This window comes from Paraburkholderia sp. SOS3 (assembly GCF_001922345.1).
Lineage (GTDB): Bacteria > Pseudomonadota > Gammaproteobacteria > Burkholderiales > Burkholderiaceae > Paraburkholderia.
The window spans coordinates 2192375-2208158 of the sequence record NZ_CP018812.1 but is presented as its reverse complement, the minus strand read 5'-3'; the positions used below and the strand labels follow the sequence as shown (position 1 = coordinate 2208158).

Genomic DNA, 15784 nt, shown 5'->3' with positions numbered 1-15784 from the left:
TGACGCGCTCACGGCACCACCGACAGAAACAGATACGCCGCGAACAGCGACAGATGCACGGCGCCCTGCAGAATCGTCGTGCGCCCGGTGCTGAGGGTCAGCGTGCCGACCAGCAGCGTAAGAATCAGCATGACCGTGTCCTTGCCGTCGATGCCGAGCACGAGCGGCTGGCCGGTCCACAGGATCACGACTGCCACGGTCGGAATCGTGAGCCCGATGCTCGCCAGCGCTGAACCGAGCGCGAGGTTCAGGCTCGTCTGCAGTCGGTCCGCGCGCGCGGCGCGTACTGCGGCATAACCCTCGGGCAGCAGCACGAGCGCCGCGATCACGATACCGACGACAGCCGGCGGCGCGCCCGCGTCGGCGACCGCGCGTTCGATCGACGGCGACAGCAGCTTCGCGAGCAGCACGACGGCCACCAGCGACACGAACAGCAGCACGAGGCTCAGCAGCGCGGTGGCGCCGCTGGGCGGCGCCGCGTGGACGTTTTCGTCGGCCACGTCCGCAAGAAAATAATCGCGATGCCGCACGGTCTGCACGAACACGAACACGCCGTACAGCACGAGCGACGACACGCCTGCGAACGCCAGCTGCGATGAAGACAGCACGGGGCCCGGGCTCGTGCGCGTGAAATTCGGCATGACGAGCGTAAGCACGGACAACGACGCGAGCACCGCGAGCGCAGCGCTCGCCCCGCGAATCTGGAAGCCCTGCTCGCGATGGTGCAGCCCGCCGACCAGCAGGCAAATGCCGACAATGCCGTTGCAGACGATCATCACGGCGGCAAACACCGTGTCGCGCGCCAGCCCCGCTTTTTCAGGCCCGGCCGATAACATGACCGACACGATCAGCGCGACTTCGATCACTGTGACGGCGACCGCCAGCACGAGCGTGCCGAACGGCTCGCCCACGCGATGCGCGACGACCTCAGCATGGTGAACGCCCGCGAATACGGAGCCGGCAAGCGCGATGCCGACCAGCGCGAGCAGCACGCCTTGCCCGGGAAACGCCAACGCGGCGCCGAACACGATCCATGCGCCGATCGGCGTGACGATGGTCCAGCGAGGCAGCACGGACGAAGAAGTGGTCATTCGTTGAGTCCTTTTTGTTCTTGCTCAAACCGCGCAATCCGCGCGCTAGAGCGCTCATCGACAATTCATTTATTAGGTTAAGAATGTACTCTAATTCGTTGAAATATAATAATATTTATGCGATGTGAGAACGACGACTCCGGAGGTGCATCGCGATGGTCAGAGACCGGGAAACCCTGAACCTGTTGCTCGCCAGCATTACACGCTTTGTCCGTGAACGGCTTGTGCCGAACGAGGAAATCGTTGCGCAGACTGACCGGGTTCCGGCCGTGCTGCTGACGGAAATGAAGGATCTCGGGCTGTTCGGCCTGTGCCTTCCCGAAGAATACGGCGGCTTGGGCCTCACGATGGCGGAAGAAGTGCTCGTTGCGTTCGAACTCGGCAAAACGTCGCCGGCGTTTCATTCGGCAATCGGCAGCAACAACGGCATTGGCTCGACCGGCATCGTGCTCGACGGCACGCGGGCACAGAAGCAGAAGTATTTGCCGCGCCCGTGATGGCGCGCACCGATGCAACCGGCAACGGCGCCGGTGCGATCTCGGCATTTCTGGTCGAAGCGGGCACGCCTGGCCTGTCGCTCGGCAAGTACGGCATCGAGCGTTTTTACCGCGACGTACGGCTGTTTCGCATCTACGAAGGCACGACGCAGATCCAGCAGATCGTCATTGCGCGCGAGTTGCGACGGGAGTTTGAAAATTGAGGGAGAAGCGGGGCAGAACTGCCAGCGAAAAGCGGGGGACAACTGAACGGGAACCGGACTCCAGGACACCGCTCTTCACGAAGAAGAGCGGTGCGTGCGTCGTTACAGGACGCGTTACTGACCGACCGGGCGGATCGTCAGGTCGTTCTTGACGTTCTTCACGCCCGCTACGCCTTGCGCGACCTGCGTGGACTGCTCGACTTGCGGCTGTTCCGGCACCGAGCCTTCGAGCCACACGTCGCCGGTGCTCGCGTTGGCACGGACGATGATATTCGCGGCGCTGACGCCCTTCGCCTTAGCGAGCGCGCCGCGCACCTTGCGTGCGAGAACACGGTCGGCCTTCTTCATGGCCTTGTGCTGTTGCTTCGCACTCGGCTGCGTGCTCATGTCCGCGCCGGTATCGCTTGCCTGCGAATACGCGTTGAGCGACGCGAGTACGATCAGTGCGCCACCTACCACCTTGATTGCCTGGATCGCCTTCATTCACTTTCTCCTGTTGTCATGCTTAAGCGACGGTCAGCCCCGGGATGGGGGACCACTGCACTACCAACTTCTCTACTTCTGGGATGAAAACGCGTGGAACGGTGCTGCGGTGTACGGCGAAACCCGGGTGAAAACCCGAACGTGGCCTACTGACAAACTGTGGTGGCCGGCTGTTACGGCTGCCATGCGGACGTCTGTCGGAGTGTAAAGATACCGCAATTGGTTCCACAGTGATCGCTTACGGAAAGCGACTGAGGTTTTGACACAACGGATTTCGCGAAGACGCGCGAACCGGCTTGCTTTCGGGCGCATGGCACGGGTCGCGAAACGCGCACGGCGAGACAGACGAATGAATGAAAAGACGTGGCGCATCGCGCCGCTCGAGCGCGCGGCATTGCCGGTCGACGCGACGGAGCTCGCGCGGTATCTGGTCGGCAAGTGTCTTGTGCACGACATGGCGGAAGGACGCATCAGCGGTCGCATCGTCGAAACCGAGGCATATCCGGTCGGCGACTCGACCGGATACGCGTTCATCGGCCGCCGGCAATACAACGAATCGCTGTTTCTCGCGCCGGGGCACGCGTATGTGCGGCTCACCTATGGGCTGTCCTACATGTTGAACGTGTCTGCCGAAGATGAAGGCATCGGCGCCGGCGTGCTGTTGCGCGCGGTCGAACCGCTCGAAGGCATCGCCTGGATGCAGGTGCGCCGTCCCGCTATCGCCCTGCGCGATCTCGCGCGCGGTCCCGGACGGCTCACGCTTGCGTTCGGTGTCGGGCCGCAGCAGAACGGCGTCGATCTATGCACGGGCACGGGGCTCTGGCTCGGCGCGATTCCACGCGCGAAGGCCGTGCCGGTCGCGACGACGACACGCATCGGCCTGTCGCGCGAGATGCACCGGCTGCTGCGCTTTTACGAGCCCGGCAGCGCGTTCGTCAGCGGACCGCGCAAATTATTGATGCCCGGTAGGTCAGCCGTCGACCTCGGCAACGAAATCGGCAACGAAATCGGTAATGAAGACGGCAACGAAGACGGCAAGGCGACGTGAGCGCGGCGTGAGGTCGCGTCGATTGCTGCGCCATCGCCGAAGACAGGTCGATGCACGGCGCACGTTTGCATATTTCGCAATTAAGATTCTTCAGAATTGGGGTTTTCCCTTAGGAAGCCGTTGCATAGAATGGAGTCACTGGCTCTTGCATGGGGCAAGAAGTCAAGCAAAAAAGAAATGTCGGAGGTAAGGATTATGAAATCGCTGATCAAGGCTGTTGCCATCGCTGCCGTGCTCGCTGTTCCGGCTGTGTCGTTTGCGCAATCGAACGAGCCCGGTGTGACGCGTGCCCAGGTTCGTAACGAACTGATTCAACTGGAAAAGGCCGGCTATAACCCGGCGACCGCGAACGACGCGACGTACCCGGCCGATATCCAGGCTGCCGAACACCGCGTGCAGGAACAGAACGCGCAAGCTGTCGCGCAGCAACCGGCGGCTGACACAGGTTATGGCGCAGCGACGGGCGGTACGTCGCAAGCTGGTGCGCCGGCGCGCCTCGACCGGGCCAATACGGTTAATTTCGGCCATTGATCCGGCCGGTCATGGGTTCGGCCAGCAAGGCCGTCGTCGAACAGGCCGGCCCGCGCAGAAACAGATGCGCGGGCCGGCTTGCTTGCGATTGCGGAGTCAGCCGGCTCCGGTGATGTACTGCTCGAGTTGCTGAATGGTGAACTGCTGCTCGGCAATGATGTTCTTCACGAGGTCGCCGATCGACACCATGCCGACCAGCTTGTCGTGATCGAGCACGGGCAGGTGGCGCATGCGGCGTTCGGTCATCAGTGCCATGCACTCGTCGGTCGTCTGCTCGGGGCGCACGAACCGGACGGCCTTGCTCATGATGTCGCGCACCGGCGTCGACTTCGACGAGCGGTCCATCAATACGACCTTGCGCGCATAGTCGCGCTCGGTGACGATGCCGGCGATCGCCTCGCCTTCCATGACGAGCAATGCGCCGATCTGCTTGTCAGCCATCAGTTTGAGTGCGTTGTAGACCGAATCCGACGCGGCGATCGTGTAGACGTTCTGGTCCGTCTTCGCTTTGAGTACTTGTGCAACGCGGGTCATAAAGCGGCTCCTTTCGCAGTGCAGCACACCGGGTGGCGGCTGTCGTCAGGGACTGGCCAATCCAGTATAGGCGGCAGTCGCGCGCACGGCGACGCTGCTTCGGTGCGACGTGCCACGTGGGATCCCGCACGCACGCGCCGATGCGGGTCGCTGCGACTGGATGCATGACGAATGGGTCTTCGCGTTTAGCGGTAAACTCCAGTTCCACACTATTTCCCCGGTCGTACTCGGGCTCTGTCAGACATCCGCTTAACGCCATGCCCACGTCTCACGATCCGTCGCCCGGCGACGATCCGCATACCCAGGAATGCGTTGCGCTCGAAGCGCAAGCCACGCTCCCTACCCGATACGGCACCTTTACCTCGTATGTGTTCCGCGTCACCGACGGCGACGCCGAACATGTCGCGCTCGTCATGGGCGACGTCGCGGGCAAGCAATCGGTGCTGACACGCCTGCACTCCGAATGCCTGACCGGCGACGTACTCGGCTCGTACCGCTGCGATTGCGGCGAACAGCTGGACCTCGCGCTGCGCTATATCGCGGCTGAAGGATGCGGCGTGCTGCTGTATCTGCGCGGCCACGAAGGGCGCGGCATCGGCCTGACGAACAAGATCCGCGCCTATGCGCTGCAGGAGCAGGGGCGCGACACGGTCGAAGCGAATCTCGACCTCGGCCTGCCCGACGATTCGCGCGAATACGATTCGGCGGCCGCCATTCTGCGTGTGCTCGAGGTCACGTCGGTGCGGCTGATGAGCAACAACCCCGAGAAGTTCGACACGCTCGCCAAACACGGCATTCCCGTGTGCGAGCGCGTGGCGCTTGCCATTCCGGTGCGTGAAGAGAACGAGCGGTATATCCGCACCAAGCAGGCGAAATTCGGCCACTACTTCGACGAGAACGAGTAGCCGCTTGCGCGACTTGCCGCGTGAGCGAACGCGACGGCCTACCGGAAGCGCGGGTCGCCGCGCACATACCACCTGACCAGAATCGCGAAAACAATAAGCCCCATGAGCTTGCCGAACAAAGTCGGCGGGTAAAGGCACAGTGCCAGGAAGCAGACCAGCCAGACGACCTCTGCTGCCGATATTTTTCGTGGTTCTTTCATTTCGTTATCCGGTTCTGTCACGTCGCATCCGGCCACCGGTTTTCGAACACGCAATCGGCGAGCGGCGCGCGCGTCGCCCAGCGCTCCATTTCAAGCATCGGTTCCGGGTAATACTCGTCGATCTGACCCACGCAGAGTATCGCAACCGGCTGTGCGCCGTCAGGCATGCCCAGCAGCGCCCGTACTTCCGCGGGATCGAACAGCGACACCCAGCCGATGCCGATGCCTTCCGCGCGCGCCGCGAGCCACATGTTCTGGATCGCGCACGACACCGAGGCGAGATCCATCTCGGGCAGCGTGCGTCGGCCGAAGACGTGCGCGTCGCGTCCGTCCATCAACGCGACAACCAGCACTTCGGCACAATCGCGCATGCCTTCCACCTTCAGCTTCATGAACTCGTCGCGCCGCTTGCCGAGCGCGTCGGCGGTCAGTAGCCGCTCGCGTTCGACCGCGTCTTGCAGCGCGGCGCGCAGCGCCGCATCGGTGATGCGCGCGATGCGCCACGGCTGCATGTAGCCGACGCTCGGCGCGTGGTGCGCGGCGTCGAGCAGGCGCTGCAGCACGGCGGGGTCGACGGGGCCGCGCACGAAGTGGCGCATGTCGCGGCGTTCGTAAATGGCGCGGTAGACCGCCGCGCGATCGGCGTCGTTAAAACGCGTTGCCATGGAATAGTGCCGCGGTGAAGGCCGGATTCGACGGCCAGTAGATGTGCATATAGGTTGCGACGATCGGGCCTGAGCGGTAGACCGCTTCGCCGGCCGCGTCCGACTGCGGACGCGTCGCATGCAGCACGGGCGTGAGCGGCGTGCTCACGTGCGAGTAGTGGAACGTGTGACCGGTCATCGTGCCGAGCGGGCTGTCGAGCTGCTGCATGCCGAGCGCCGTGAAGCGCGTGCGCATCTGCACGTGGCCGGGCAGCAGGCCTAGCATCGGCGTCGTCGTGCCGTCGGCGGCCGTCAGGCTTTCGAGCAGGTACAGCATGCCGCCGCATTCGGCGAACACCGGTTTGCCGGCGGCCGCATGCGCGCGCACCGAGCCGGCCGCGCGCGCAGTGCGCGCGAGCGTGGCCGCATGCAATTCGGGGTAGCCGCCGGGCAGATAGAGCGCAGTGGCAGTGTCCGGCACCGGTTCGTCGGCGAGCGGCGAAAAGAAGCTGACGCGCGCGCCGAGCGTGTCGAGCAACGCGAGATTCGCCGGGTAGATGAATGAGAACGCGGCGTCGCGCGCGACGGCAATGTGGGCGCCTTCGAGCAGGCGCGGCAGCGCTGCGGGTCGCGCGCCGCTGCCGGGCCGCAGCGGATCCGATGCCGGCACCGGCGCTTGCGTCGGCCCGAACTGCACGGCGGGCGGCAACCGGGCGAGCGGCGTGCAGGCGAGCGCGTCGGCGGCTTGATCGAGCCGCTTGTCGAGGTCGACGATCTCCGCGGCCTGGTGCAAGCCAAGATGCCGGTCCGGCAATTCGATGTCCGCGGCGCTTGCGATCGAGCCCATCCATTCGAGGCCGGGCGGCAGCGCGGCTTCGAGCATCTGCGCATGCCGCGTCGACCCGACGCGATTCGCGAACACGCCGCGCATGGGCACATCGTCGCGATAGTGTGCGAGTCCGAACGCGACGGCGCCGAACGTCTGCGCCATGGCTTTCGCCGAGATCACGGCGACCACGGGCACGCCGAACGCAGCCGCCAGATCCGCGCTGCTCGGCGTGCCGTCGTACAAACCCATCACCCCTTCGATCAGAATCAGGTCCGCTTGCGCGGCGGCCTGTGCGAGCAGTTCGCGGCACGCGGCCTCGCCGACCATCCACAGGTCGAGCGACAGCACGGGCGCGCCGCTCGCGCGTTCGAGAATCATCGGATCGAGAAAGTCGGGGCCGGTCTTGAACACGCGCACGCGGCGCCCTTGCCGGCGATGATGGCGCGCCAGCGCGGCCGTGATCGTCGTCTTGCCCTGGCCGGAGGCAGGTGCGCTGATAAAGAGCGCGGGGCACTGCGCCATCGTTCAGAACTCCACGCCGCGCTGCGCCTTCACGTGCTGCTCGCGATACGGATGCTTGATCGCGCGCATCTCGGTGACGAGATCGGCCGCCTCGACGAGCGCATCGGGCGCATGCCGCCCCGTGACGACCACATGCAGCATCCCGGGCCGCGCGGCAAGCACGCCCAGCACTTCGTCGAGCGGCAGATAGTCGTACTTGAGCACCGTGTTCAGCTCGTCGAGGATCACCATTTGATAGTCGCCGCTTTCGATCATTCGTCTGGCTTCGGTCCAGCCTTTGCGTGCGGTGGCGATATCGGCGTCGCGGTTCTGCGTATTCCACGTGTAGCCGTCGCCCATCGTGATGAACTCGCAGTTCGGCAGGCTGCCGAGGAAGTCGCGCTCGGACGTATGCAACGCGCCCTTGATGAACTGCACGACGCCGAGGCGCATGCCGTGACCGAGCACGCGCACGGCCATGCCGAACGCCGCCGTGCTCTTGCCTTTACCGGTGCCGGTATTGACGATCAGCAGACCTTTTTCGATGGTCGCTTCCGCCTGTTTCTTCTCATGGCCTTCGCGGCGGCGCTGGGTCATGCGCTGATGCGATTCGGGGTCGGTTTTCATTGAGCGTCCTGATGGTGTTGTCGATGCTGGGTGCGTTCACGACCGAACGTTGCATGCGCAACGGAATCGACAATGGCGATGGCGACGGTCACGCCGCCTTCGAATGCGCGTTTCGGCGCAACGAGCCGCCCTTGCGGGGCGGCGAGCAGGGCGCACGGTTCGCACACGCCGTCGACGCCGACGTGCGCGCGCACGGCGCGCGAGGGCGCCGAAGTCTGCCCCGCGAAAACCGAGGCTGCGTTCGCGATCTGCTCGCGCGAAAAGGCGTGCAGCGGCAGCGCATGACGCGCGCAGAAACCGGCGATGCCGGCTTCGCGAGCCTTGATGTCGACGGTCGCGACCGCGCGGACGTCGTCGATGGAATGCGGGCCGAGCGCGCTACGCACGGCCGCATCGATCTGTTCGACGCTCGCGCCGCGCTTGCAGCCGATGCCGACGACGAGCCGTTTCGGCCGTGCGGTTATCGCATGCCTCATCGCGCGCCGCCGTGATGCGTTGGACAACGAGGCGCGAGAAAAAGCGCGCGCAGATTGGCGGCGCGAGGTGCGGTCGTACAAGGAGCCGCGCCGGCAAGCGCGTAATGAAGACGTGTCATGCAATGCCACATAGCGTGCACGGCGGCGAGCGGTTGCTTAGCAGTTTGCAAAGCGGTTGCAAAGCCGTTGCTAGCGGTTGCGCCATGCGTGGGCGCCCGTATCCGTCCCCCGCGGAACCGGCGACTGGCGACCGTGACGTTCGCCCCCTTGCATCCGGCCGGTATCCGGGCTGACGGCCTCATGCGCTTCGCCTTCCCATCGGCGGACGGCCGAAAGTGGCATCGAAGCGCATGCGCGGACATGGAGTCCGCAGGCCGCTTACCGTTGGCGGGGACAGCACAGGTTGGGCGCGTGCAGCATGCAACCGCGCTTTCCTGTTTCCCGTTTAACCGCATGCGAGCACTACGCGCATAGGCGGCACCGGACGCGCGCATACGATAGCACATGAACGCATCGCCGCCAGGCACCGGGCGCATCGGCATACGTGGCCGATCGCCGCTCCCGGGCGCGAAAACCGAAGCTCGATGATCGGTTCGTTTCTTGACGCCTCCCCGCCCCGCGCCTACACTCGCAGCCACTTCTGGTGCTCGCGCGCGCCGTCCGGCGTGTGCAGTTAAACGGGAAACAGCGGGCCTGAACCTGTCGAATGCGGCTGCCGCGTAGCGGCTTCAGGTCAACCTGTGCTGCCCCCGCAACGGAAGGCGAGCGCATCGCGGTTGCCGCGGTGCAGAGCCGGCTTCGAGGTCCGCGCGCAAGGCCGCGCGGGCAGAAAAACCACTGCGCGAGAAACTGTTCACTCGCGTGGGAAGGTGAAGCGGCGCTCTCGCCAGCCCGGATACCGGCCGGAAGACCAGGGTTGATGCCGCGGGGTTGCGGCGTTCCGTCCACTTCTTCGCGTGCTCGATGTCGCTCCTTGTGTCGTACATCGCGCCGCGTTCACATCGTAAAGTCGCCATGCAAACCCAGATGCGCAAAATTCCTGTGACGATCGTCACGGGCTTTCTCGGCAGCGGCAAAACCACGCTGCTACGCCATATTCTCCGGCACGCCGGCGGACTGCGGGCCGCTGTGATCGTCAACGAGTTCGGCGAACTCGGCATCGACGGCGAAATCTTCAAAGGCTGCGGCATCGGCTGCGACGACGAAGGCCGCGAAATCGAAGGCCAGCTGTACGAGCTCGCGAACGGCTGTCTGTGCTGCACCGTGCAGGAGGAATTTTTTCCCGTCATGGAAAAGCTCGTCGAGCGCCGCGACCAGATCGACCACGTGCTGATCGAAACGTCGGGCCTCGCGCTGCCCAAGCCGCTCGTGCAGGCGTTCAACTGGCCGTCGATCAGGAATAGCTTCACCGTCGATGCGGTGGTGACCGTCGTCGACGGGCCGGCCGTTGCGAGCGGCCAGTTCGCCGAAAATCCGCTCGCTGTCGACGCGCAGCGCAAAGCCGATCCGAATCTCGATCACGAGTCGCCGCTGCACGAGCTGTTCGAAGACCAGCTGTGCGCGGCGGACCTCGTCATTCTGAACAAAACCGATCTGCTCGACGACGCGCGAGCGCAAGCGGTCGAAGCGACCATTCGCGAAGAGATTCCGGCGCAAGTCAAAGTGGTGCGCGCGCAGAACGGCCAGCTCGATCTGCATGCGCTGCTCGGGCTCGAGTCCGCGTCGGAAGAAACGATTCACCTGCGCCACGATCATCATGGCTCGGCCGATGACCCCGACCACGTCGACCACCATCACGACGAGTTCGATTCGGTGGTGGTCAGCGCATACGCGCCGTCGCGCGAAGCAATGATCGCCGCGCTGCAACGCGTGGTCGAGCAGCATACCGTGTATCGCGTCAAAGGCTTCGCGGCGCTGCCGGACGCGCCGATGCGTCTCGTGATCCAGGGCGTCGGGCGCCGTTTCGACAGCTATTTCGATCGCCGCTGGCGGCCGCAGGAGCAGCAGGGCGACGCGACCGCGAGCCCGCACGCGAGCCGTTTCGTGATGATCGGCGAGGACCTCGAGCAAGCGGTATTGCAGCGCGCGCTCGACGAAGCGCTGCGCATGCACGCGGCCCAACAGGCTTGACAAGGCTGCCCGCGCGCCACCGCGCGTGCGGGCGCCACTCACACGAGGCGGCACGAACATGCATTTGCTGCGCACCACGCCGGGCGGTTTCGTCGACGACACGCAGGGTGTGATCCGGATCGACCAGCGGCCCGCGGAGATCGTCGTGCTGAGCTCGGCCGATACGACGCTGTCGCTGCTCGCGAGCGTCGTGCCGCGCCTGCCCGCCGGTTTTCCGAGCGTGCGCCTTGCGAACGTCACGTATCTGCGGCAACCGGCCTCGGTCGACTTCTATATCGAAGACGTGTTGCAGCATGCGCGCGTCGTCGTTGTCGATCACCTCGGCGGCGAAGCGTACTGGCCGTACGGTATCGAACAGGTGGTCGCGCTCGCAGAGCGCAAGCGGCAGACGCTCGCGATGTTCTCGGGCGACTTGCAGGAAGATCCGAACCTGCTTGCGCGCAGCACCGCCGATGCCGCGTTGTGCCATCGGCTCTGGCGGTATCTGCGCGAGGGCGGGCCGCACAACGCGGAAGGGTTCTTGCGCTGCATCGCGTGGCGCGCGCTCGGCTTCGGACGCGAGCCCGCGCTGCCGGTGCCGCTGCCCGCGGCCGCGCTTTATCACCCCGCACACGACACGCCGACCATCGCCGACTGGCAGGCGCGCTGGCGCGCGGCGGCGCCGGTCGTCGCGATTCTGTTCTACAAGGCGCATCTACAGGCCGCCAATACGGCCGTATTTGATGCGCTGATCGACGCGCTCGAAGCGCGGCAGATGAATCCGCTGCCGATCGCGATCACATCGTTGAAGGACGCGTTGAGCCGCGAGGTCGTCGCACAGTTGTGCGCGCAACATCATGCGTCGCTCGTGCTGAATACCACGGCGTTCGCCGCCGGCGCGATCGACGATCCCGTGCCGCTTGCCGTGGCCGGCGATGCGCCGGTGCTGCAGGTAATCCTTTCGGGCGGCAACCGCGAGGACTGGATCAACGACAACCATGGCCTGAACTCGCGCGACATCGCCATGCATATCGCGCTGCCGGAGGTCGACGGCCGCATCATCACGCGCGCGATCAGTTTCAAAGGGCTCGCGTATCGTTGTCCGCACACCGAAGTGGACGTCGTACGTTATCAGCCCGACGCGCAGCGGGTCGCATTCGTCGCGGAACTGAGCGAGCGCTGGTGCCGGTTGCGCGCGCTCGATAATGCAGACAAGAAGGTCGCGCTGATTCTCGCGAATTATCCGGCAAGCGAAGGGCGCATCGGCAACGGCGTCGGCCTCGATACGCCGGCCTCGGTGGTCGGCATTCTTCACATGCTGCGCGACGAAGGCTACCGCATCGCGGCGGACGAAGCATTTCCCGCCGACGGCGACGCATTGCTCGACCTGCTGACGAGCGGCGTAACGAACGATCCGGTCGTGCGCGACTTGAGGCCCGCGCTGCAAAGTCTCGCGCTCGCCGACTACGAAGCCTATTTCGCGCGCCTGCCTGCCTCGTTGCGCGATGCACTGAATGCGCGCTGGGGCGCACCGGAATGCGACCCGGCCGTGCGGCGCGGCCGCTTCATGATCGCGGGCTGGCGTTGCGGCAATGTGTTCGTCGGCATCCAGCCGTCGCGTTCGCGCGAGCAGAACGACTACGCGAGCTATCACGACGCGGAGCTCGTGCCGCCGCATGCGTATCTCGCGTTCTATTTCTGGCTGCGCGAACAGTTCGCTATCGACGCGGTCCTGCACGTCGGCAAGCACGGCAATCTCGAATGGCTGCCCGGCAAGAGCGTCGCGCTCAGCGATGCGTGCTGGCCCGATGCGATTCTCGGGCCGATGCCGCACCTGTATCCGTTTATCGTCAACGATCCGGGCGAAGGCAGCCAGGCGAAACGGCGCGCGCAGGCGGTGATCGTCGATCATCTGATGCCGCCGCTCACGCGTGCCGAAAGCTATGGGCCGTTGCAGGATCTCGAACGGCAGGTCGACGAATACTACGAAGCGCTGATGGTCGATGCGCGGCGCGCGAAGCTGCTGCGACGCACGATTCTCGCGACGATCGTCGAACACCGGCTGCACGAAGAACTGAGCATCGCCGAGCCCAACGGTCAGGATGCCGAAGACGCGTTGCTCACGCGCGTCGATGCGTGGCTGTGCGAGCTGAAGGAAGCGCAGATCCGCGACGGGCTGCACACGTTCGGCCAGTCGCCGCGCGGCGTGCAGCGGCGCGATACGCTGCTCGCGCTCGGCCGCTATCCGGTCGGCGACGGGCACGGCGCGAACGCGGGGCTCATCGATGCGCTCGCGCGCGATCTCGGCATCGATCGTCTGTTCGATCCGTTGACGGCGGACTGGTCGGCGCCCTGGCAGGGCGCGAGGCCGCCGCTGCTGCAACAGGTCAGCGAAGCACCGTGGCGCCATAACGGCGACGCGCGCGAGCGGCTGGAGCTGCTCGCCGGCAAGCTGCTGGACGAGCTGTGCGGCGTCGGCGGCGCGTTACCAGACGAGCACGCACGCCCCGCATTGCCCCAAGCCGCGCTCGTTCTGCGCCGCCTGCGCGACGCGGTGCTTCCGCGCCTCGACGCCTGTGGTCCGCAAGAAATGCAGCAGCTCAAGCGCGGTCTCGAAGGCCGCTTCGTGCCGCCGGGACCGAGCGGCTCGCCATCGCGCGGCCGCCCCGACGTGCTGCCGACAGGCCGCAACTTTTATTCGGTCGATACGCGCGCGATCCCCACGCAAGCCGCCTGGGCGCTTGGCCTCAAATCGGCGCAGCAGCTGCTCGAACGTCATCTGCAGGAGCACGGCGACTATCCGCGCGCGATCGGCCTGTCGGTGTGGGGCACGGCAACGATGCGCACCGGAGGCGACGATATCGCGCAAGCGCTCGCGTTGCTCGGCGTACGTCCCAAATGGGCGCCGGGCAGCCATCGCGTGAGCGACTTCGAGATCATGCCGATTGCCGCTTTCGACCGGCCGCGCATCGACGTGACGCTGCGCGTATCGGGTTTTTTCCGCGACGCGTTTCCGAATGTCATGCATCTGTTCGATGCGGCGGTTCAGGCAGTGGCGAACCTCGAAGACGAGCCCGAGCATCTGAACCCGATCCGGGCGCGCGTGCTGCGCGAGCGCGATGCGTGGATCGCGCGCGGAGTCGATGCGCAGGAGGCGCGCAACCGCGCGGGCTGGCGCGTCTTCAGTTCGCGGCCGGGCGCATACGGCGCCGGCCTGCAGGAAATGATCGACACGCGCCAGTGGCAGACGGACGCGGATCTGGCCGGTGCCTATCTCGCACACGGCGGCTACGCGTACACGCAAAAGACCTCGGGCGAAGACGCGCGCCACGCATTCGGCACACGGCTCGCGACGCTCGACGTCGTGCTGCAGAACCAGGACAACCGCGAGCACGACGTGCTCGACTCGAACGATTACTACCAGTTCCAGGGCGGCATGGCGGCGGCGGTCCGGCATTTATCCGGCAGCCAGCCGCAGCTGTATCACGCGGACCATAGCAACCCGGATGCGCCGCGCGTACGCACGCTGAGCGAAGAGATCGCGCGCGTCATCCGCTCGCGCGTCGTCAATCCGAAGTGGCTCGATGGCGTGAAGCGGCATGGCTACAAAGGTGCGGCGGAAATCGCCGCGACCGTCGACTACCTGTATGGCTACGACGCGACCGCGCGCGTGATCGCCGACCATCAATATGCGCTTGTCGCCGACGCTTACCTGAACAACGCTGACACGCGCGCGTTCCTGCAGACGCACAATCCGCATGCGCTGCACGGCATCTGCGAGCGGCTCGTCGAAGCGATGCAGCGCGGCTTATGGCAGGAACCGGGCGCGTATCGGCAACAGATCGAACAGCATCTGCTTGCAAGCGAACAACAGATCGAAGGAACGCGATGATGAAGGCCACGACTCACGCGTCGAACGGCGCGACCGAAGAAACCGGCGTGCAACCAGGCGCGCAACCGGCGGAACAAACAGCCAAGCAACCAGGCGAAGTCGGCCGCGTGCCCATTTTCCCGTTCGCCGCGCTGCTCGGTCAGGACGAGCTGAAGCAGGCGCTGCTGCTCGCCGCGGTGGACCCGGGCATTGGCGGTGTACTCGTGAGCGGCCCGCGCGGCACCGCGAAGTCGACGGCCGCGCGCGCACTGGCCGAACTGCTGCCTGACGGCCGGTTCGTTACGTTGCCGCTCAACGCGAGCGAAGAGCGCCTGATCGGCACGCTCGATATCGAAACCGTGCTGCGCGACGGCACGGTGCGTTTCTCGCCCGGGTTGCTGGCGAGCGCGCATCGCGGCGTGCTCTATGTCGATGAAGTGAACCTGCTGCCCGACGCGCTCGTCGATGCGTTGCTCGATGCGGCGGCAAGCGGCGTCAACACGGTCGAGCGCGACGGCGTATCGCATAGCCATGCGGCGAGCTTCGTGCTGATCGGCACGATGAACCCGGAAGAGGGCGAACTGCGTCCGCAACTGACGGACCGTTTCGGTCTGACGGTCGCGCTGCAAAATTGCTTCGACGCGCAAATCCGTCAGCAGATCGTCAAGGCGCGGCTCGCATTCGATACGGACCCGCGCGCGTTTCGCGAACGCCATGCGCAGCAGCAAGAGGACCTCGTGCGCCGCATCGGGGCCGCGCGTGATGCGCTCCCGCAACTCGCTTTCGACGATGCCGTGCACGAGCGTGTGAGCGCGCTGTGCATTGCGGCGCAGGTCGACGGCATGCGCGCCGACCTCGTGATGCTGCGCGCGGCGCGCGCGCTCGCCGCGCTCGAAGCGGCGGACGCGGTGACGGCCACGCACGTCGATCGGGTCGCGCACGCGGTGTTGTTGCATCGGCAACGAGCTGGCGGGGTGCAGCATGAGCGGCAGCCGGAAGATCGTGATGCGGCACGAGCCGAGGGGCGCGACAACCGCGCGGCTGCGTCTGACGGCGGCAGGGAACAAACGCACACCCAAACGCACACCCAAGCGCACACGCCGTCGCAATCGCAAGCTTCACCCGAAAGCGACTGGGGCTATCTGCCGCCCGAAACCACCGGTGCTACGCACGTCAAAGGCGTGATCACGCTTCCGTCAAAAAAACGCTGAGCCATCGGAAGAACGCCGCCGCTG

15 protein-coding genes, 1 pseudogene and 1 riboswitch are annotated in these 15784 nt (G+C 65.4%); of the genes and pseudogenes, 8 read left to right on the top strand and 8 right to left on the bottom strand.

Translation table 11 applies throughout. The features are described from left to right. Window positions 1-8 precede the first annotated feature (8 nt). Window positions 9-1091 (bottom strand): calcium:proton antiporter, encoded by a 1083-nt coding sequence (locus tag BTO02_RS30005; protein WP_075160663.1) that lies wholly within the window; start codon window positions 1089-1091, stop codon window positions 9-11. A 155-nt stretch (window positions 1092-1246) separates the two neighbouring features. Between BTO02_RS30005 and BTO02_RS33995 the strand changes: the two are divergent. Together BTO02_RS33995 and BTO02_RS35715 are read left to right on the top strand one after the other, a co-directional pair. Then, window positions 1247-1677 (top strand): annotated as a pseudogene (locus tag BTO02_RS33995) (acyl-CoA dehydrogenase family protein); the annotation flags it as partial. After that, a complete protein-coding gene (locus BTO02_RS35715; RefSeq protein ID WP_442953515.1) occupies window positions 1663-1791 on the top strand; it encodes an acyl-CoA dehydrogenase family protein in 129 nt (42 codons plus the stop codon). The pseudogene BTO02_RS33995 and the gene BTO02_RS35715, both read left to right, overlap by 15 nt. Before the next feature lie 114 nt (window positions 1792-1905). On the opposite strand, the gene BTO02_RS29990 is transcribed toward BTO02_RS35715, so the two are convergent. Continuing rightward, window positions 1906-2274, bottom strand: a complete 369-nt coding sequence (locus BTO02_RS29990; RefSeq protein ID WP_075160660.1) for a BON domain-containing protein — start codon at window positions 2272-2274, stop codon at window positions 1906-1908. A gap of 349 nt (window positions 2275-2623) precedes the next feature. Between BTO02_RS29990 and BTO02_RS29985 the strand changes: the two genes are divergently transcribed. Further along, window positions 2624-3322, top strand: a complete 699-nt coding sequence (locus tag BTO02_RS29985) for a DNA-3-methyladenine glycosylase (protein WP_075160659.1) — start codon at window positions 2624-2626, stop codon at window positions 3320-3322. Between the two features lie 195 nt (window positions 3323-3517). After that, window positions 3518-3853 (top strand): DUF4148 domain-containing protein, encoded by a 336-nt coding sequence (locus BTO02_RS29980; protein ID WP_075161522.1) that lies wholly within the window; start codon window positions 3518-3520, stop codon window positions 3851-3853. 96 nt (window positions 3854-3949) lie between these two features. Here the strand turns inward: BTO02_RS29980 and BTO02_RS29975 are convergent, their stop codons facing one another. Continuing rightward, entirely contained in the window at window positions 3950-4387 is a 438-nt protein-coding gene (locus BTO02_RS29975; RefSeq protein WP_075160658.1) for a CBS domain-containing protein, read from the bottom strand. 257 nt (window positions 4388-4644) lie between these two features. On the opposite strand from BTO02_RS29975, the gene ribA reads away from it, so the two are divergent. Further along, window positions 4645-5292: a GTP cyclohydrolase II gene (ribA, locus tag BTO02_RS29970; RefSeq protein ID WP_075160657.1), complete on the top strand. Its 648-nt coding sequence runs from the start codon at window positions 4645-4647 to the stop codon at window positions 5290-5292. A gap of 38 nt (window positions 5293-5330) precedes the next feature. On the opposite strand, the gene BTO02_RS29965 is transcribed toward ribA, so the two are convergent. The 5 genes from BTO02_RS29965 to BTO02_RS29945 are packed head-to-tail and all read right to left on the bottom strand — an operon-like array spanning window position 5331 to window position 8569. Then, window positions 5331-5492, bottom strand: a complete 162-nt coding sequence (locus tag BTO02_RS29965) for a hypothetical protein (protein ID WP_156884026.1) — start codon at window positions 5490-5492, stop codon at window positions 5331-5333. A gap of 17 nt (window positions 5493-5509) precedes the next feature. Next, window positions 5510-6157, bottom strand: a complete 648-nt coding sequence (bluB, locus tag BTO02_RS29960; RefSeq protein WP_075160655.1) for a 5,6-dimethylbenzimidazole synthase — start codon at window positions 6155-6157, stop codon at window positions 5510-5512. Continuing rightward, window positions 6141-7487, bottom strand: coding sequence for a cobyrinate a,c-diamide synthase (locus BTO02_RS29955; protein WP_075160654.1), 1347 nt, complete (start codon window positions 7485-7487; stop codon window positions 6141-6143). The genes bluB and BTO02_RS29955 overlap by 17 nt, the downstream gene beginning before the upstream one ends. A 3-nt stretch (window positions 7488-7490) precedes the next feature. Next, complete coding sequence (gene cobO / locus BTO02_RS29950) at window positions 7491-8093, bottom strand: cob(I)yrinic acid a,c-diamide adenosyltransferase (RefSeq protein WP_075160653.1); 603 nt, start codon at window positions 8091-8093, stop codon at window positions 7491-7493. Beyond that, on the bottom strand, window positions 8090-8569 hold the full coding sequence (locus BTO02_RS29945) for a cobalamin biosynthesis protein (protein ID WP_075160652.1): 480 nt from the start codon (window positions 8567-8569) through the stop codon (window positions 8090-8092). Before BTO02_RS29945 ends, cobO begins: the two co-directional genes overlap by 4 nt. A 258-nt stretch (window positions 8570-8827) precedes the next feature. Continuing rightward, window positions 8828-9069, bottom strand: a riboswitch (cobalamin riboswitch). Window positions 9070-9583: 514 nt separating this feature from the next. Here BTO02_RS29945 and cobW point away from each other — a divergent pair. The 3 genes from cobW to BTO02_RS29930 are packed head-to-tail and all read left to right on the top strand — an operon-like array spanning window position 9584 to window position 15760. Then, window positions 9584-10699: a cobalamin biosynthesis protein CobW gene (gene cobW, locus BTO02_RS29940; RefSeq protein WP_075161521.1), complete on the top strand. Its 1116-nt coding sequence runs from the start codon at window positions 9584-9586 to the stop codon at window positions 10697-10699. A 58-nt stretch (window positions 10700-10757) separates the two neighbouring features. Beyond that, window positions 10758-14570, top strand: a complete 3813-nt coding sequence (gene cobN, locus BTO02_RS29935) for a cobaltochelatase subunit CobN (RefSeq protein WP_075160651.1) — start codon at window positions 10758-10760, stop codon at window positions 14568-14570. 47 nt (window positions 14571-14617) lie between these two features. After that, window positions 14618-15760 (top strand): ATP-binding protein, encoded by a 1143-nt coding sequence (locus tag BTO02_RS29930; RefSeq protein ID WP_075161520.1) that lies wholly within the window; start codon window positions 14618-14620, stop codon window positions 15758-15760. Window positions 15761-15784 lie beyond the last annotated feature (24 nt).

Bases quoted from the DNA above. Each gene is read 5' to 3' on its own strand.
- ribA (WP_075160657.1), top strand. From the start codon at position 4,645: ATGCCCACGTCTCACGATCCGTCGCCCGGCGACGATCCGCATACCCAG.
- BTO02_RS29945 (WP_075160652.1), bottom strand. From the start codon at position 8,569: ATGAGGCATGCGATAACCGCACGGCCGAAACGGCTCGTCGTCGGCATC.
- cobN (WP_075160651.1), top strand. From the start codon at position 10,758: ATGCATTTGCTGCGCACCACGCCGGGCGGTTTCGTCGACGACACGCAG.
- BTO02_RS29955 (WP_075160654.1), bottom strand. From the start codon at position 7,487: ATGGCGCAGTGCCCCGCGCTCTTTATCAGCGCACCTGCCTCCGGCCAG.
- BTO02_RS29980 (WP_075161522.1), top strand. From the start codon at position 3,518: ATGAAATCGCTGATCAAGGCTGTTGCCATCGCTGCCGTGCTCGCTGTT.
- bluB (WP_075160655.1), bottom strand. From the start codon at position 6,157: ATGGCAACGCGTTTTAACGACGCCGATCGCGCGGCGGTCTACCGCGCC.
- cobW (WP_075161521.1), top strand. From the start codon at position 9,584: ATGCAAACCCAGATGCGCAAAATTCCTGTGACGATCGTCACGGGCTTT.
- BTO02_RS29990 (WP_075160660.1), bottom strand. From the start codon at position 2,274: ATGAAGGCGATCCAGGCAATCAAGGTGGTAGGTGGCGCACTGATCGTA.
- BTO02_RS30005 (WP_075160663.1), bottom strand. From the start codon at position 1,091: ATGACCACTTCTTCGTCCGTGCTGCCTCGCTGGACCATCGTCACGCCG.
- BTO02_RS29975 (WP_075160658.1), bottom strand. From the start codon at position 4,387: ATGACCCGCGTTGCACAAGTACTCAAAGCGAAGACGGACCAGAACGTC.
- BTO02_RS29985 (WP_075160659.1), top strand. From the start codon at position 2,624: ATGAATGAAAAGACGTGGCGCATCGCGCCGCTCGAGCGCGCGGCATTG.
- cobO (WP_075160653.1), bottom strand. From the start codon at position 8,093: ATGAAAACCGACCCCGAATCGCATCAGCGCATGACCCAGCGCCGCCGC.
- BTO02_RS29965 (WP_156884026.1), bottom strand. From the start codon at position 5,492: ATGAAAGAACCACGAAAAATATCGGCAGCAGAGGTCGTCTGGCTGGTC.